Here is a 17,035-nt window from a genome sequence, read left to right on the forward strand (position 1 = left end):
GACCTAAAAATTTGCTGTTGTTGAACTTCATAAGGCATTAAAATTACAGGTGCCATGCACCACCCGAAAAATCTTGTTTCACATCATAAGGCCTATAAATTACAGGTGCCAGGTACACACCGAAAAATCTTGTTTCACGCACACTACCTCTCCGTGCTCGTTTCTTTTTTCAATCGGAAATAGTACATCCACGACCTTGTGATAAACGACCCAAATACAATAATAGTTATTAAGAACATAATTATATTGAATTCATTTATATTCCACGTATCCGATGTGTAGATATACATCAAATTAAAACCCGTAATAAACAAATACATAAGCACCATTGGTGTGAAGAGAATTGAATAGGCTGATGCAACACGCTTTGCGTGTTTCAATAGATGTGTTTTATCACTATATAAATGAGGAGAAATCTCCCCTTCATTATACTCTTTACTCCAAATTGTCCACTTTTGTAATGCGGTTGCTGAGCTATAAACCTGCTTCCATCCTGCTTGACGATGTATTTCAAAGTAACTTTCTTTCGAGAAGTTTTGATAGTCCGCACAATATTTTACTTTTCGTGACTTTCCTTTTAAGAAAATAAACGTTGTTCCTAGCTTGTTGACTCTATAAAGATTATTTCCTTCGGCTTCCATTTTCTCAAGCCATTTCTCCGTTTTGTCAGGAGAATAAAACCAACCAAACTTCCTTTTCTTAAACAACTTTCCACTCTTCCTAAATTCCTTTTCTTCCTTCTTCGTTAGAATCGTTACTGTCTGAAAATTACTTACAAAACTAGACTTTACATGTTCCTCAGACAACATTTTATTCGTTCGATGAATCTTAATAACGGAATATACCATTAGGATATAAAAGGCCGCAATAATACCAAATACCGTATATGTGATGAACCAAAATGGACTCTCTTCCACTTCCATCGGGATATTAGTAAAGTAAGCTGCAGAAAATATCGCAAAGTTCGTAAATGCCACAAAAGAAAAGTAAAAAAGTAAGAAGTAATATAAGTAAGTGATTGATCTATTTCTTTTAATTATCCCTTCTCGACTCGTAAAGGATTTAATTTGTTCTGGTACACTTTCATTGGCGGTTACAAACCAACCTCCACTTTGTGCAACGATTTCCCAACCACCATCTGTAAGTGTTTTGGACAAAGTGGCTCCTTGATTTTTATCTCGGCCAATCCGATATGTCACAGCCTTTGATTCTCCTTTTTCAAAAGAAAAGCCTCTTTTAAAGCGATGCAGTTTATGTAAGTGATACCCTTTTGCCGCTTGTTCCGATAGCCATGTTTCAGTTTTCTGCACATCAAAACTCCATAATGGCCTAAATCGAGTCATCATATAAACTCCCCCTCATACTTTATGGCATTCCCGTGAAGCTCTTTCAACCTATTAATCTCCGCTACTATAAGTTGTTTGCCGACATCCGTAATTTCATAAACTGTCTTTCTTTCTTCATCAGAAAATACAGTAATAACTCCATCCTTTTGCATCTTTGTTAACGTCCCATAAATCGTACCAGATCCTAAACGGATTCTAGCGTTCGATATCTCTTCTACATGTTTAATAATTCCGTACCCATGTCGAGGATACGTGAGAGACAAAAGAATATAAAACGCAGTCTCTGTCATCGGTATATATTTTTTTAATACTTTTTCTATATTCACTTCAAACACCACTTTCTGAACAACAAGTAATGTCACACCTCGGTATGTCATGATACGACTATATCACACCACGACATACAAAACAAGAAAAAATTTACAATTAAAAAGGCCGAAGTATGTTCCCTTCGACCTGAAAAATATGATCTTACAATAACTGCTTCCACATCTTCCTTCGTGCATAAACGTAATAAATTGTTTGTATGGCTAAATAAATCAAGGATATAACAAGGAAATTCTTGAATAGATTTGGATTTTGCAAAATCCCACCAACATCTTTTGCTAAAGTAAGAACATAGACAAAAGCAAGGCAACTGCCTAGTAATGGTGCAAAAAAGAATAAAACGGCTAATTCCTTTGAAATGTTCGCTTTCATTTCTTTCGATGTAATTCCAATCTTAAATAGTTTCCTATATTGCTTTCTTTCCTGTTCAACATCTGAGAATAAACTTAAATATAACAGAATAAACGTTCCAAAAAAGAACATTACACTTAAGAAAGTGGAAACAAAGAATAGGATGGCTCCGGCGTTTTTTTCCGAGTCATACTCCTTCACTCGAGATCTGACATCCGGATATGTTTCCTCCATCTCCTCATCTAAATTAGCCTCATTCCACTCTGTTAAACTCTTTTCTAGTTCAGTCACCGCAAAGCTAGTATTCTTCCAGTTGTCTGTATTTATTAAATGAATGTTATATTCCACTCCGACTACATTTTGCTTTAAAGCATCTAGCTCCCCATCATTCAAAATAAAGTACTCGTATCCAATATTCACCTTTCTGTCCACGAACGCCTCTTGTTGAGGTAGCGTTACATTCTCCCCTTGCACCTTAATAGTGAGTCTATCCAAAGGCTCATCCATATACGTATATTCAGGATAGTTATTTAAAAAATAGATAAATTCACCTTCGCTTAAGACTTTCTGACTTCCGGTTAAACTATTAAAATCAGACAACCTTACAAAAGCATAATCATAGAACCAATTTTCAGCATGTTTCACCGTGTGTTCAAAAACTGGTAAAACCAAATGATCTGTCAACGGATGCTCTTTTTTATCTAAAATAGAGTAAAGTTCCTCTTCGGAGATTCGATTCTTTGTTTCTGATTCTACAAAGGTCAGTGTATACGGATTACGTTTGGTCACTTGATCTTCCGTCGATAGGTAAATAAACAATATAACGGAACTATAAAATATTGTGACCATACTCATTACCGTAACAAGCATTAAAATTCCTGTTTGCTGTTTAAACTTGTATTCTAAGTTGGACAAAAATAACAATCTACGAAAATAAAATGGTTTATACTTTTTTGCCATTTCAATAAAAAAGCTCATGCATTGAGACAACGCTACATAGAGACCTAGTAACAAAAGAATAGTAAACAGTAGTAGAATACTGCCATCACTTCCGCCGTAGCTCGGGTTTAAATAGGTATAGTAGAGCATGAAGGCCGATCCGATTACGATTACAATTCCTACTCCACCAAAAAGCGGACTTTTAAACTTGAGTGAATCTGTCACCCTATCACTTTTTAAACTATGTGTAAGCGATTGTGTAACAGTTAAAATCAACGTCTTTCCTACAGAAACGAGATACACGAGTAAAAATGCACCAATAGATGCTTTAAACATTTCTACATTCAATTGAAACGGAACTTCGTCAAACCCAGTACTGTTCATTAACACTAAGAAAAACAGCCTTGAAAATACAGCACCAGTTATAATCCCTGAAATAATAGAAAGAACGGCAATAACTCCACTTTCTAGTAATAACAATTTACAAAAATCCTTGCTCGACATTCCAAGCGTCATAAACAAGCCAAATTCTTTTCTTCTTCTTTTAATAAATATTCCATGTGCATAGTTAATAAAGAAAATGGCAAATACAACTAATGCAACACCTGGTACAATTAATACCGTATCAATGGAATCTATCTGTTTAACTTCTACAATTTCTTCATTATAGTAAATCGTTGCAAACATGAAGAAAAATAAAACCGCAAAACTATTACATAAATAGTAAAACAAATATTTTTGCTTATTCTTCTTCGCCATCCTCCATACGAGTTGATTAAAGGTCATGGCTCCTACCTCCTAGAACGGCGAGGTTATCCATTATTTGATTGAGAAACTCTTTCCTATCTCCTTTTCGAACAATGGAGGAGTGAATTCGACCATCTTTTATGAAAACAACTTTACGGCAGTAACTTGCTGCAAACACATCGTGTGTCACAACAAGGACGGTTGTTTCCAGTTCTTGCACAATTTTTTCAAAACACTCCATAATAGTGGAAGAGGACTTGGAATCTAAATTACCTGTAGGTTCATCTGCAAAAACAATGTTCGGTTCATTCACAAGCGCTCGCGCTACCGCTGTACGTTGTTGCTGACCACCAGAAATATGGTACGGATATTTATGCAAAATATCACCTATACTAAACAACTTTGCTAGTTCTTCTATTTTTTCATCCATTTCTTCCACGATTTTCTTTTCTAATACCATTGGCAAAATGACATTCTCTTTTACTGTTAAGCTATCTAATAGATTAAACTCTTGAAATACAAACCCTAGCTTCTTACGACGAAAGATGGCTAGTTCATCCCCTGTCATATTACTAATTTCTCTTCCTGCGATATGCACTTCACCAGAGGTTGGTTTGTCTATGCCACTGAGCATATGTAATAGTGTTGTTTTTCCGCTACCAGATGGGCCCATTATGGCAATAAATTCACCCTTACGCACCGTCAAACTAACTCCATCTATTGCCTTTGTCGCTCCTTCTCCGCTCGCTTCTCCATATATCTTTACTAGTTTATTAGCATCTAAAATAACATCTGCCATACTAAATCCCCCTGCCCTGTAACTTGTTACCTTCATCTTACTAATAATTGTTTGTTACAACCATTTATCGATACAAAAAATACCTTACAGTTTTGTAAGGTATCGAATCGTAACAGTAGTGCCTTTGGAAACTTCCGAATGTATGAGAAGGTGGTGTCCTAATTTATCTGAAATTCTTTTACAAAGATAAAGACCAATGCCTGAAGAGTTGGAGAATTTTCTACCGTTTTCTCCTGTAAAAAAAGGTTCAAACACTCTTTCTAAATCATGCGGTGGGATTCCTACTCCTTCATCGATGATAGATAATGCCGTTTCGTCGCCTTCCAAACGAACTTGAAACCGTAGCTTTTTGCTTTCGTCCTCTACAGTTGAATACTTCACTGCATTCGAAATGATTTGCTCTAACATTACTTCATTCCATTTTGAATCCGTTATAACGAGGGCATGTTCCCGTTCACTTTTAATAACTGGAAAAACCGATTGATAGATAAATTCAACTTTTCGGTTGTTAATCAATTTTCTTAATGATGTAATAAGATCAACCGCTTGAACTTCCAAGTCGTTTTCAAAACGATCCATTCGAATCATCGTTAATCCTTGTTCAATCGACGTATGTAATCGCTTGTTTTCCGCTTGAATCTTTTCTAATATGGTTGGCCTAACCTCATTTTGCTTTTCTTTTTGTATCATAAGCTCTATAACGGAAACTGGCGTCTTTAAGTAGTGCATCCAATGTGATAAAAAATATAATCTTTCTTTGTTCTTTTCTTTTTGCTCATTTTTGTCTTTTGAGTGCTCTTGATTCTTTTTGTTTAATAAACGTAAAAATGCTTTCTGTTCTTCTGTGTAAGCGTGAAGCTCCGTATATTGATTGCATAATAGTTTTTCTAAAGCACGGTTTACTTGATAATAGCGAAACCAATCAATCAATAGGTACACACCAAGTAAAAATAACCCAATCGTTAGAGGGTATAAAACTTCGCTGTTTGCTCTTTCACTTAAGTGAAAAAAGGTAATGACCGAAATGATGTTAAATAGGTAAAATGCGATGAGAATGGCTCTATCTTTTATGAAGCGTTTAAACATCTTTTCGACCTTTTTCTGCTACCACACTTAACATATAGCCAACACCTCGTTTACTACTAATAACGTTCGCTAATCCAATGGCGGCAAGCTTTTGCTTTATTCTCGTCATATTTACCGTTAACGTATTATCGTCTACAAAAGTCTGCGAATCCCACACTTCTTCCATTAACACTTCTCTCGGAACATACGCATGATGGTGCTCGAGAAATTTCCTTAACAACTTGTATTCATTTTTACTCAGGTCGGTACTTTTTCCTTGATAGGAAGCAACAAGTGTTTGACTGTCCACGCATAAAGAATGAACACAAAGTTGAGTTGTGTCTTTTAGCGCATACTCTCCGTACACTCTTCGGATGGAAGCTTTTACTTTTGAATGTAAGATTTCAAATGTAAAAGGTTTCGTAACATAATCATCGGCACCAAGTTCTATCGCCATTATTTGATCCATTTCTGAACTTCTTGCAGAAATAATGATGATTGGGACGTTCGATTGCTGACGAATGCTTCGACATAAAAAATAGCCGTCATAGTATGGTAGATTAATATCTAACAAGACTAGATCAGGTTGGATGTATGTAAACTCATTAACTATGTTTTGAAAGTCGTTCGGTACGTGCACTTTATATCCGTAACGTTGTAGTTGATCACAAGTCAGTTCACATAGTTGAACATCATCTTCAATAAGCATGATTTTGTGCATTGTTTTGCTCCTTTTTACGGGGAAAGTGTATGATTTTGTATGTGCATCCTGAAAATAAGTATATCCGGATTTATCCATTTCTTTTACTATACTACTTTTTCACTTTAAGAAGTAAAGAAAAAGAGCCCTCTATCCCTAGAAGACCCTCCATCATAATTTTACCCTCTATCACGAGAAAACAAATCTAGTAAACGAGCCCAGAAACCTTTCTTCTTCTCTTCCACTTGTGCAGAGCTGTCTACTTCTGGTTTCTTTATCTTCTCTGTTTTCATAACAAACTGAACAGAGTTTACATTTTCATTTTCCGCTGAGACAAATGATACTGGCTCGTAGTCGGATTTATCGTAATCTGCAAGCATTTTATCAATTTCATCTCGCATTTGTTCTGGTAAATCATTTGTTGCTTCATATAACTTCTTCGTACCGTTCTCTAATCGGCCAACTCCTGCATCCAGTTCGTTCGTACCATTGGAAACTTCTACAATTCCAGAATGAATATCACGATAAGAGCGTGCTAATTGGTCCACACCATTCGTATAACTTACTAAGCCTGCGTGGAAATCTCCGTAACCTGTAGAAAATGCCTTCATCCCGTCTTCTAATTCTGTAATGTAAGAAAGCATATCCATATTTTCTAGTGCGTTCTTGAGCTCTGTGGCCAACACCTGTAACGAATTACTCCATTCACGCACATTTCCGCTTATCTCACGAAGCATTCCATCTACTTGTTGAAAATTTCCTCTTACACGTTCGTAAGCTTCTACTGCAGAAAGGCTAGCGTAATACGTTTTTAACAACCTATCAATGACTTCTTTTTCCGCACCACTATTGTACAGTTCTTCAATTTGTTCATCAGAAATAGAGTAAGCTGGTATTTCCTTCATAGCACCAACCAGTACGGAAAGTGCTTCTGAGTAACTTCCATCAAGCTTATCTAGCTCTTCCGCAATGGTACTTAAGGCAGTTGCTAGCTGAGAAAGATTTTCTGGCAGACCTTCGAGTTCAGTTAAATCCCATTCACTACTATCAAAAGAGCCTAAGCCATCGCTTATCGACTCACTAATCGTAGCAAGCGTCCTGTTGATTTCCGCCGATCCTGCCACTAGTTCAGAAGATGCTCCATTTATTTCATTCATGCCGTCTTGATATTGAGCAGAGCCATCACGTAAGCTTCTTACCCCACTATTTAAGGACGAAACTCCCGTTTTCAATTCAGAAACTCCGTTATGAATTTCTGCTATGGCATCTGCTAATGTCTTAATGTCATCTGTCAATCCATCCACTTCAACATCTAAGAAAAAAGATGCTGGAACAGCTGTAATTTCAATACCGTCCATCTCCAAATCAACTACATCTGCTTCAACAAGAAAGTCTCCTTCTTGCTCTGGCATAACCGTGAAGGTAACTCGCTTGTTTTTTCCAGCGTTTGCAATCATAGCGTCAGGAGCCTCTATATTAGTGAAAATTTCTGGTGAAAGTACAAGCCCGATTTGTAATAAGAAGTTTTCGTAAAACGAACGGTCTACTTTTTCATTTGCAGTCGTCTCGATTTTAATTTGCAGGCGACCATCTTTCCCTGCTAACTTTTCTGGCGCCATTTTCTCACCATTTAGAAAATAGGAAATCGTCATATTCCAAGGCATTTCACTCGTCTTATCCATATTCCCTTGATAATAAAACTTCCCTTTAGGTGCGTCTATTTTAACCGAATGATTTAGCTGCTCTAATTGGGATAAGTCCGTTAAATTTTTCAAACTACTATAATGACCGTAATCAATTATCGTTCCGGGCTTAGCCACGTCAAAAATATTAACTACAAAAATCTCATTCAGTTTGCCATCAGCACTTAACGTCGCGTATACTACTTCATCCTTGTCTGCCGCGATTCCATCAGACATTACCTCTTCTGATTTTTTCGTAGAACTATTATTCGGGGCCGCATCCACAAGAAATGAAGGCAAGAATAACAATAGCGCTAAGGAAACAAGTAAAAATCTCTTTTTTCTCATCATCATTTCTCCTTATAAAAGTTTGCTTTATATGTCGTTTTATTAATAAACTTATCAAGCACTAACAACATCGCAGGTAGGAAACATAAAACCATCACGAAAGCTAGTAACGCCCCTCTTCCAAGTAGTAATCCGATGGAACCTACGATTGGATTGGAAGATGTGATCCATAAAATAAAGCCAACGCTCGAGAGAATCGCTGCGGATATCGAGATAGAGAATGTTTTTTCATCCAATGTGTGTTTTATCGCTTTTAAAGCTGGCATTTCTTTACGATGCTCTTTGTAAGCTTCTGTTAAAAGAATCGCATAATCAACCGTTGCTGCGAGTTGTACGGTACTTATTATTAAGTAACCTACAAACACGAGCGAAGTGTCCGTAAAGTACGGTACCGATAAATTGATCCATACTGCCGATTGAATTGTAATTAATAAAACTACAGGAATGCTGACAGACTTAAAAGTAAATAGAAGCACAATCGCAATAGTGACTATCGTCATTATATTTACTAAAGTGTTGTCTCGTTTCACCGTATTTTTTATATCAAACAATGTTACACTTTCCCCTAAAGTAAATGCTTCATCTCCATAATAGAACGAAGCTTTTTCTTGCACCGTCTCCACTAAAGAAAATGGAACATCTCCTTCTTTTCCTGCACTTGTATAAAGAATAATTCGACTATAGTTTTCTGAGAAAAAATCTGCTGTAATTGATTCGTCTAAATACTCCGGTGGAATAACTGGACCTATCATATTTACATAGGAGATAACGCTAGTAACATACTCAACTTCCTTTAATTCGTTTACGAGTTCCGTTTCCTTTACTAAATCCCCTTTTGGTACTAATAAAACTATCGGGGTAGACTCACCGAACACTTCTTCAATTACAACTAAATCGCTTCCTGCTCGAGTGTTTTCCGGTAATTCTCCGAGTCCATACGTAAAAGAAGTATTACTTTGAGCTAAAAAGCTAGGTACTAAAATAGCAAAAACAATGATTAAACTAGGGATTTTCATCTTCACCACTTTATCGCCGATTCCTTTGAAACTTGGGATAAAGTTTTTATGTTGTGTTTTGTCCATCCACTTATAAAAACATAATGTTAATGCTGGTAAAAACACCATCACACTTATAAAGCTTAGTAGAATGCCTTTTACAAGGTTTAAACCTAAGTCTGAACCAATCTCAAACTTCATTAGCATTAGCGCTGTGAAACCGAAGAAGGTTGTAGCCGCACTAGCTGTAATCGCTGGGAAAGACTTTTTCATCGCAAGCTTCATCGCTTGTTCAGGGTCTTCTACTCTTTCTCGATAATAAGCAAAACTATGAAGGAGAAAGATTGCATAATCTAACGATACGGCTAATTGTAAAATTGGTGCAACAGATTGTGTGACAAAGGAAATTTCTCCAATAAAAATATTTGTTCCTAAGTTTATAAGAACAGATACTCCAATCGCCGTTAAGAAAAATATTGGCTCCACCCATGAAGTCGTGGAAATGACTAAAATAAAAATAATAATTGGAACAAGAAGCGCTGCAGCGTATAGCGACTCATTGCCAGCCATTTTTTGCGAAGTAGCAGTATCAAGTGCTTCTCCTGCCATCGCATTTTCTTCGCCAATCAACTCATAAATAGCATCTGTTATCACTACTTCATCACCGCTACGGATATCTAAAGAAAACAAGGCCTTTTTGTCTTGGTAATAAGCCTCCACCATATCTTTGTCTGCCATTTCTAGCGGAGTTTTTACATCCATCACATCATCTAACCAAATAACATCCGACACTCCGTCAATGGCTGCAAGTTTTTCTTTAAAAAGCAATGCTTCTTGAATCGTGACGTCATTTATCATGACACGCGTATTCGGTACGGCTGCTGTAAATTCTGCTTCCATCACTTCTAATGCTTGTGTCGACTGAACATCATCGGGCAAATAATCTACCATATTATAATTAATAGTCACAAAAAATTGTGCCACAGCTGCCATGACGGCCACTATCATAAAAACGTATACAATTGACTTTTTATATTTTAAAATGAGACCTGAAATATCTATAATAAATCCCTCACTTGCGTTATTAGCGTAATCACTTTACCATTATATAAACACCGTGTTGGGTAATCAACAAACAGTTTATTTACTTACGTACAGTACACAACATAACAGGTTGTTTCTGTTGGATAACGTTAATATTGTCATAAAAAGGATGAGTTATGATGACTTCTAAAATGGATAGACGTAAAAAGTATACAAGAATGGTTTTGAAGGAAAGTCTAATGACACTTATGAAAGAAAAGCCAGTTTCAAGCATTACCGTAAAAGAACTATGTGAACTGGCTGACATAAATAGGTCTACTTTTTATTCTCATTACACAGATCAATTTGACCTTTTATTCAAAATAGAAGAAGAAATTATTGATGATATGAATAAAACATTAGGTCAATACAATTACGCGAAAGAAGAAGAAGCACTTCAAATGACGGAGAAAATGTTAGAGTATGTGGCGGAAAACAAGGATATATGCCACACGCTATTTAGTGAGCATGGTGACCCTTCTTTTCAAAAAAGAGTGATGTTCATTGCCCATCAGTTTACCGTAAAAAACTGGATGTCTAGTAATACCATCGAGAAAGAAACCTCCGAATATATAAGTATGTTTGTTGTGAGTGGAAGTATTCACGTTATTAAAAGTTGGTTAGATAACGGGATGGATAAATCACCGAAGGAAATGGCAGATTTGATGATTAAGCTTACGAATAAGGGGTTGGGGTCTTTTTGATTTTATAGTGGGGTGTGGTTGAAGTGGATTGGTGAGTTGGGGCTAATAACTCTTTTTCTTGTTGAAACGGTAATTTCCCCTTCAGATAGTTGGATAGTAGAACTTCATTTGCATTATCAATTTTATTTTCTTTTTTCTCTTGTGCAAACTGAACTTCATCAGCCTTATCAAGTTCACTTTTCCTTTTTTCACTTGGCAAAATGAACTTCATCCGCCTTATCAAGTTCATTTTTCCTTTTTTCACTTGGCATAATGAACTTCATCGGCCTTATCAAGTTCACTTTTCCTTTTTTCATTGGGCATAATGAACTTCATCAGCCTTAATAGATTTTGTTTTCCTTTTTTCGTTACACAAAATAAGTTCAAATCCACAAAAAAACGGGTGAATGTTTTTTCACATCCCCCGTCAACCTGTTGGTGTTTTTATTTTTTCCATCATAGTGGAGAAGTAGCTTTTTACTGTTTGAACTGTTTTGTTTTGGTGTGTGCCATTTTCAAGAGCATGATCACCTGTAACATAAATGCAGTCATCTAATAGTTCCGGAGAGTATAGTCTCTTTCCGTTCGCTATACTTCGAATGGAATTTGCCAACTCATCGCTAGGAGTATCTTTCAGCAAGTACCCTTTTACATTGAGCTCTAGAGCCCTTCTGAAATATCCGTCTCTAGCAAAAGTGGTCAAAATAACTACATGACATCGATGAGCTTTAAGTTCTTCCGCCGCATCAAGACCAGATTTTATTGGCATTTCCACATCCATAATACATATATCAGGGTCTAACTGATGAACAAGGTCAATGGCTTCTTCCCCATTACTCGCTTGCCCAACCACTTCCATATCGTCTTCTAAATTAAGTAAGGCACCAATGGCTCCTAGCAACATTTTCTGATCTTCGGCAATGACAATTCTCATCATTTATGTTCTCTCCCTATCAGACGACTCTCTACTCTTTATAAAGTAAAGACTTTCCTTCATCAGGAAAGTCTTTGTAGTTACTGTTGAGCTCCTGTTTTAGTTTGAACGGAATTGCTCTCTTTTAACAAATGCTTTACATCTCTAAATGTAACAAATGTCTTAGCCTCTTCGTCCCATAAGCGGAAACGCAGTGACTTTAAACTTGTCATAAGTGTAATCGTTGGAACATTGTTTAATGGAGGCGTATTTTTGTGTGCCTCTTCTAATTTATAGTTTGGTACTCTTGGACTTAAATGGTGAACATGGTGATAACCAATATTACCTGTTAAGAATTGTAATAGTTTAGGTAGTCTGTAGAATGAGCTACCTTCTACAGCTGCTTTCACATACTCCCACTCTTTATCTTCTTCAAAATAAGAATCTTCAAAAGTATGTTGTACGTAGAACAACCAAACTCCTATAGAACCTGAAATCATAAAAATAGTTCCTTGTACGATTAAAAAAGCCTGCCATCCAATTGCCAAGCATAGTAATACAACAGCTGTGACAATTAAAATATTTGTTAAATAAAGATTATTTTTTTCTTTTCTTCTTGCACCTTTACGGTTAAATCTATTTTTAAAAAGGAACACATAAATTGGACCTAAAATAAACATAACGAAAGGGCTGCGGTATAGACGGTACGCAATACGCGTTTTTAATGGTGCAGCAATATACTCTTCCACTGTTAGTGTCCAAATATCACCAACACCACGTTTATCTAAGTTACCACTTGTTGCGTGATGCACTGAATGCTCATATCCCCATTGGTCGAACGGGAATAATGTTAATACCCCAGTAAACGTTCCAACTGCTCTATTTAATTTACGATTTTTGAAAAAAGAATGATGTGTACAGTCATGGAAAATGATGAATGTTCTTGTCATAAATCCAGCTGCTAATACAGCAGGAACCAGCGCTAACCAGTAAGATACGGATAGACTTAAATACGTCAGATACCATAATAGGAAAAAAGGAACTAATGTGTTTACCAATTGCCATATACTTTGCATTGTTTGAGACTGCTCAAATGGTGCCACCTGTTTTTTAAGGTTTTTCGTGTTTTGTTGAATACTCATAAATCACATTCACTTCCTTGTGTTTTTGTTGTTATTCATAAGTATACCCAAACAAAAAATTCTTGTTAGTACCAGGTGTCATGTGCAGAGTATGACATTTGTCATGTTGGTACGGAAAAACCGCTTTATATCAAAGAAAAAATTTTTTAAAAAAATATTTTTATTTTCCTGAATGAAATAGAAAGAGGAACAGTCTCCTGTTCCTCTTGCATTCTATTCCAATATTATTGTTCTTTTTTCTTCATGTGACACTTTTATTGCATCAAGTATCATTTGCACTTGATGACCATCTTCTAATGTTGGTAGATGTGGGTGTATTTCGTTTTCTGCTAACGCCTTATACAATGAATCGATAGAGCGATACAACGCATTATAGTAACCCGCTGCTACTTGGTTCATCCCATTTGGAATGTCTAAGGCTGACTCTAGCTCCACTTCTTCAAGCAGTTCGTTACCTAATCCAAGCTGCACTTTGCTATCTTCTTGCATTTTTAGAGTTCCTTCTGTTCCGTAAACTTCTAGTTGCCATCCTTCTGCGTGGCGAACTGCGATGGAACAACCTACAGAGAAAGTTCCCCCGCCAACAAAATCTCCAATCGCTTGAAACGCATCGTCTGCAGTACGTACTTCTTTTTCACCGTTTTCATCTATATATTCAGGTACGTGAGTTGTTAACTGGCCAGATAAAGAATTGATCTTCGCATTCGTCCACCAAAGAAGGGAATCAAACAAGTGAGAACCAACTGCCCCAAGCATCCCTCCAGCTTGATCTTTTTGACTTAACCAGCCACGCTTATTTGTTGCATATCTTTCATAGCCTGCAATATTTAAAGAGAAATTCACATGGAGTACTTTTCCTAATTTACCACTTTCTATCATTTCCTTAATCTTTTGTCTTGCTGGTAAGAATCTATATTCAAAATTGATAAATCCTAATTTCCCTGCTTCATCTCTTGCCTTTATCATGTTCTCGGATTCTTGCTTGTTAAATGACATTGGTTTTTCACATAGTACGTGTACACCCTTTTCGTATGCTTTTAGGACCATGTCGTGATGAAGTAACGGAGCAGAAGCAACGACAACTAAGTCCAACTCCTCTTTAGCGACCATGTCTTGCCAGTTGTTGTATACATTTTGAATGCCTGTCTCTTCTTTTATTTCATCAAGTCTTCCGCGCGCAACACTTGAAATAGCTGTAACTTCATATCCAGGGTGACTTTTCATAACTGGTGCATGTACTTTTGCTCCAAATCCGGTGCCGATAATGCCTACCTTAATCTTTTTCATGTTTGTTTTCCCCTTTATGGTGACTTTTTTGTTTAGATTCACTCTTTTTTAAGTTCCACAAAAGATAGGAAGTTTCCTTCTTAAAGGTAAATATCCTAATTCTGTTTCAATCCCTTTGATTTGTGTTTCAATATACATAGTTTGTGTTTCAATCTCATTCAATTCTGTTTCAGTCACTATCCCAGCTAGTCTTTCTGTTTCAATCCTCTATATTTGTGTTTCAATTTTCATGGGTTGTGTTTCAATCTCATTCACTTCTGTTTCAATCACTATCCCAGCTAGCATTTCTGTTTCAATCCTCTATATTTGTGTTTCAATTTACATAGTTTGTGTTTCAATCTCATTCAATTCTGTTTCAATCCGTATCCCAGCTAGCATTTCTGTTTCAATTCTCTATATTTGTGTTTCAATTTACATGGTTTGTGTTTCAATCTCATTCACTTCTGTTTCAGTCACTATCCCAGCTAGTCTTTCTGTTTCAATCCTCTATATTTGTGTTTCAATTTTCATGGGTTGTGTTTCAATCTCATTCACTTCTGTTTCAATCCCCAACTCAACACATACAAACAAACATACCAACTAATAAATAAAAAAGGACAAGCCTCCAACACGGGCCTGACCTCCTCTACTATTATCCTCTATGCTTCAAAGCTAACCCCTTCAAGAAGTTTCTAGCGTACTTGTCGCCACATTCTTTATAGTTTTTGTGGCCTTTTTTTCTTAAGAAAGCCCCTAGTTCTCCTTTTGAAATAGTCGCAGATCCTGGTTCTTCAATAATTTCTAACATATCCTCGCTTGTTAAAGCTAGAGCGATTTTCACCTTCTTTAATAACATGTTATTCACATGTTCATTAGTAAGTGGCGGGAATTCTGGCTGACCAGGTTTTGGCTCTTGCTTGCCTCTTTTAAACGTAATAAAACCATTTAAAAAAGATTCGAGCATTTTGTTGTTACAACTCATATATTCATCATTTTCTATTAATTCGCCTAACGCATTATACTCATCTTCCACTGGCTTTGATAGCATTTTTTGCACTTCTTCTTTTGTCACATCGACTCCGCCTAGTTTGAATATCTCTATCATATCGATATCCCTTATATCTAGTGCGTATCTTAATCTTATTAAAATATCGTTATTCGTCATGTATGTGCCTCCTATAGACCTACTTACTAATTGTATTTCCCTGTTTCCATTACTATATTCTAACAGAAAACGAAGCCTGTTTTATAAAAATAAAAAAATACCTTCTTTACAAATTGGAAAAATTAACATATTATAGAAATATATTATGGAACGGAAAGCGAGGGATGTTGTATGAGAAAATTATTCATTGTTGTAAATGTCGAATCAAATACTTGTACACAGTCCTTGTATATCTTTAGTTAAACTTCTTCTTTATTTAAGTAGGACACTAAAACCATGGGCTGTGTATTAGCTCATGGTTTTTATTTTCTTAAAAGACCGTGAATTTACCGCGGTCTTTTTTTATTGTCCGAAAAATAGGAGGAAAGAAATTGAATATACAAAAACTTGGTTGGAATAAAACATTAGAAAATAGTTTTTTAGAAATAGAAAATGCTAGTCAATATACGGTTGGTAGGGTTATGTTGGAGCATAAAAGGCTTTACCGAGTAGCTACTGAAACAGGAGAATTGTTAGCCGAAGTATCTGGAAAGTTTCGCTTTGTGGCTCACGCACGTGAAGACTTTCCTGCAGTCGGTGATTGGGTCGTTATTAGTGTGAGAGAGTCGGAAGGGAAAGCAACGATTCATCATCTTCTTCCTCGCTTCAGTAAGTTTTCTAGAAAAGTCGCTGGCGAAAATACAGAAGAGCAAATTGTTGCCGTAAACGTTGATACAGTTTTCTTAGTGCAATCTCTCAATCACGATTTTAACCCACGTAGACTCGAAAGATATTTAGTGATGGCTTGGGAAAGTGGAGCAAATCCAGTTGTGTTGCTAACAAAAGCTGATTTGTGTGAGGATGTAGAGTCACTAATTAACGAAGTGGAAGCTGTTGCATTCGGAATACCCATTCATGTCATTAGTGTAAAAGAAGAAACAGGAATCGAGGCGTTACAGCCGTATTTTCAAGAAGGAAAAACGGTAGCTTTACTTGGTTCATCAGGTACAGGAAAATCAACATTAACGAACTATTTAATCGGCGAGTATAAACAAGAAGTTAAAGAAGTACGAGAAGATGATGATAAAGGTAAGCATACAACAACATATAGAGAATTGTATTTACTCAACAGTGGCGGGCTTGTTCTAGATACTCCTGGTATGCGAGAATTACAACTTTGGGAAGCGGATCACTCTATTTCTCAAAGCTTTCAAGACATTGAAGCGTTAACCGGGCAGTGTCAATTCAGAGATTGCACCCATAAAAATGAACCAAACTGTGCTGTACAACTGGCAATAACGGAAGGCCAAATGGACGATAGCAGATTACAAAGTTACTTCAAATTACAAAAAGAACTTGCTTACTTAGAAAGAAAAACAAACAAGCAGGCTCAATTAGCAGAAAAGGCAAAGTGGAAGAAGATAACTTCTAGCGTTAAGGGAAAAGGTAGAAGGTAATTCAAAGCATTAGGCCAGCCTTCTAATATAGTAAAGGCTGGTCTTTTT

The 17,035-nt window shown here is 36.4% G+C and carries 15 protein-coding genes; 2 read left to right on the top strand and 13 right to left on the bottom strand.

Annotated features, from left to right (window positions below; genetic code table 11):
- Window positions 1-143 precede the first annotated feature (143 nt).
- The 8 genes from CDZ89_RS16870 to CDZ89_RS16905 form a co-directional block, all read right to left on the bottom strand.
- Complete coding sequence (locus CDZ89_RS16870) at window positions 144-1,346, bottom strand: DUF2812 domain-containing protein (RefSeq protein ID WP_100334049.1); 1,203 nt, start codon at window positions 1,344-1,346, stop codon at window positions 144-146.
- Window positions 1,343-1,723: a PadR family transcriptional regulator gene (locus CDZ89_RS16875; protein WP_406564903.1), complete on the bottom strand. Its 381-nt coding sequence runs from the start codon at window positions 1,721-1,723 to the stop codon at window positions 1,343-1,345. The genes CDZ89_RS16870 and CDZ89_RS16875 overlap by 4 nt, the downstream gene beginning before the upstream one ends.
- A gap of 94 nt (window positions 1,724-1,817) precedes the next feature.
- Window positions 1,818-3,749: an FtsX-like permease family protein gene (locus tag CDZ89_RS16880; protein WP_096155563.1), complete on the bottom strand. Its 1,932-nt coding sequence runs from the start codon at window positions 3,747-3,749 to the stop codon at window positions 1,818-1,820.
- Window positions 3,739-4,509, bottom strand: a complete 771-nt coding sequence (locus tag CDZ89_RS16885) for an ABC transporter ATP-binding protein (RefSeq protein WP_096155564.1) — start codon at window positions 4,507-4,509, stop codon at window positions 3,739-3,741. The genes CDZ89_RS16880 and CDZ89_RS16885 overlap by 11 nt, the downstream gene beginning before the upstream one ends.
- Window positions 4,510-4,593: 84 nt before the next feature.
- Window positions 4,594-5,595 carry a sensor histidine kinase gene (locus CDZ89_RS16890; RefSeq protein ID WP_096155565.1) on the bottom strand — a complete coding sequence of 334 codons (1,002 nt, stop codon included), beginning with the start codon at window positions 5,593-5,595 and terminating at the stop codon, window positions 4,594-4,596.
- Window positions 5,588-6,295: a response regulator transcription factor gene (locus CDZ89_RS16895; RefSeq protein WP_096155566.1), complete on the bottom strand. Its 708-nt coding sequence runs from the start codon at window positions 6,293-6,295 to the stop codon at window positions 5,588-5,590. Before CDZ89_RS16895 ends, CDZ89_RS16890 begins: the two co-directional genes overlap by 8 nt.
- Window positions 6,296-6,453: 158 nt before the next feature.
- The gene (locus tag CDZ89_RS16900; protein ID WP_227521539.1) at window positions 6,454-8,304 is read right to left on the bottom strand and encodes a YhgE/Pip domain-containing protein; all 1,851 of its coding nucleotides are present in this window, start codon (window positions 8,302-8,304) and stop codon (window positions 6,454-6,456) included.
- A 2-nt stretch (window positions 8,305-8,306) separates the two neighbouring features.
- Window positions 8,307-10,307, bottom strand: a complete 2,001-nt coding sequence (locus CDZ89_RS16905; RefSeq protein WP_198508254.1) for an efflux RND transporter permease subunit — start codon at window positions 10,305-10,307, stop codon at window positions 8,307-8,309.
- Between the two features lie 212 nt (window positions 10,308-10,519).
- Between CDZ89_RS16905 and CDZ89_RS16910 the strand changes: the two genes are divergently transcribed.
- On the top strand, window positions 10,520-11,086 hold the full coding sequence (locus CDZ89_RS16910; protein WP_319830044.1) for a TetR/AcrR family transcriptional regulator: 567 nt from the start codon (window positions 10,520-10,522) through the stop codon (window positions 11,084-11,086).
- On the opposite strand, the gene CDZ89_RS16915 is transcribed toward CDZ89_RS16910, so the two are convergent.
- The 5 genes from CDZ89_RS16915 to CDZ89_RS16940 form a co-directional block, all read right to left on the bottom strand.
- The gene (locus tag CDZ89_RS16915; protein ID WP_141395226.1) at window positions 11,058-11,285 is read right to left on the bottom strand and encodes a hypothetical protein; all 228 of its coding nucleotides are present in this window, start codon (window positions 11,283-11,285) and stop codon (window positions 11,058-11,060) included. The genes CDZ89_RS16910 and CDZ89_RS16915 overlap by 29 nt on opposite strands.
- A 207-nt stretch (window positions 11,286-11,492) precedes the next feature.
- Window positions 11,493-12,002 carry a response regulator gene (locus CDZ89_RS16920; protein ID WP_096155571.1) on the bottom strand — a complete coding sequence of 170 codons (510 nt, stop codon included), beginning with the start codon at window positions 12,000-12,002 and terminating at the stop codon, window positions 11,493-11,495.
- A gap of 77 nt (window positions 12,003-12,079) precedes the next feature.
- Entirely contained in the window at window positions 12,080-13,120 is a 1,041-nt protein-coding gene (locus CDZ89_RS16925; RefSeq protein ID WP_100334052.1) for a Delta(5) desaturase DesA, read from the bottom strand.
- Window positions 13,121-13,333: 213 nt separating this feature from the next.
- On the bottom strand, window positions 13,334-14,407 hold the full coding sequence (locus CDZ89_RS16930; protein ID WP_096155573.1) for a Gfo/Idh/MocA family protein: 1,074 nt from the start codon (window positions 14,405-14,407) through the stop codon (window positions 13,334-13,336).
- Between the two features lie 631 nt (window positions 14,408-15,038).
- Window positions 15,039-15,551: a YehS family protein gene (locus CDZ89_RS16940; RefSeq protein WP_096155574.1), complete on the bottom strand. Its 513-nt coding sequence runs from the start codon at window positions 15,549-15,551 to the stop codon at window positions 15,039-15,041.
- A gap of 371 nt (window positions 15,552-15,922) precedes the next feature.
- Here CDZ89_RS16940 and rsgA point away from each other — a divergent pair, with 371 nt between their 5' ends.
- Window positions 15,923-16,987: a ribosome small subunit-dependent GTPase A gene (rsgA, locus tag CDZ89_RS16945; RefSeq protein WP_198508255.1), complete on the top strand. Its 1,065-nt coding sequence runs from the start codon at window positions 15,923-15,925 to the stop codon at window positions 16,985-16,987.
- Window positions 16,988-17,035 lie beyond the last annotated feature (48 nt).

It is taken from the genome of Bacillus alkalisoli, from assembly GCF_002797415.1.
Classification (GTDB): Bacteria; Bacillota; Bacilli; order Bacillales; family Bacillaceae_I; genus Bacillus_CD; species Bacillus_CD alkalisoli.

Bases quoted from the DNA above. Each gene is read 5' to 3' on its own strand.
- CDZ89_RS16930 (WP_096155573.1), bottom strand. From the start codon at position 14,407: ATGAAAAAGATTAAGGTAGGCATTATCGGCACCGGATTTGGAGCAAAA.
- CDZ89_RS16875 (WP_406564903.1), bottom strand. From the start codon at position 1,723: ATGACATACCGAGGTGTGACATTACTTGTTGTTCAGAAAGTGGTGTTT.
- CDZ89_RS16895 (WP_096155566.1), bottom strand. From the start codon at position 6,295: ATGCACAAAATCATGCTTATTGAAGATGATGTTCAACTATGTGAACTG.
- CDZ89_RS16905 (WP_198508254.1), bottom strand. From the start codon at position 10,307: ATGATAGTGGCCGTCATGGCAGCTGTGGCACAATTTTTTGTGACTATT.
- CDZ89_RS16900 (WP_227521539.1), bottom strand. From the start codon at position 8,304: ATGAGAAAAAAGAGATTTTTACTTGTTTCCTTAGCGCTATTGTTATTC.
- CDZ89_RS16870 (WP_100334049.1), bottom strand. From the start codon at position 1,346: ATGATGACTCGATTTAGGCCATTATGGAGTTTTGATGTGCAGAAAACT.
- CDZ89_RS16880 (WP_096155563.1), bottom strand. From the start codon at position 3,749: ATGACCTTTAATCAACTCGTATGGAGGATGGCGAAGAAGAATAAGCAA.
- CDZ89_RS16925 (WP_100334052.1), bottom strand. From the start codon at position 13,120: ATGAGTATTCAACAAAACACGAAAAACCTTAAAAAACAGGTGGCACCA.
- CDZ89_RS16890 (WP_096155565.1), bottom strand. From the start codon at position 5,595: ATGTTTAAACGCTTCATAAAAGATAGAGCCATTCTCATCGCATTTTAC.
- CDZ89_RS16885 (WP_096155564.1), bottom strand. From the start codon at position 4,509: ATGGCAGATGTTATTTTAGATGCTAATAAACTAGTAAAGATATATGGA.
- CDZ89_RS16920 (WP_096155571.1), bottom strand. From the start codon at position 12,002: ATGATGAGAATTGTCATTGCCGAAGATCAGAAAATGTTGCTAGGAGCC.
- CDZ89_RS16910 (WP_319830044.1), top strand. From the start codon at position 10,520: ATGATGACTTCTAAAATGGATAGACGTAAAAAGTATACAAGAATGGTT.
- CDZ89_RS16940 (WP_096155574.1), bottom strand. From the start codon at position 15,551: ATGACGAATAACGATATTTTAATAAGATTAAGATACGCACTAGATATA.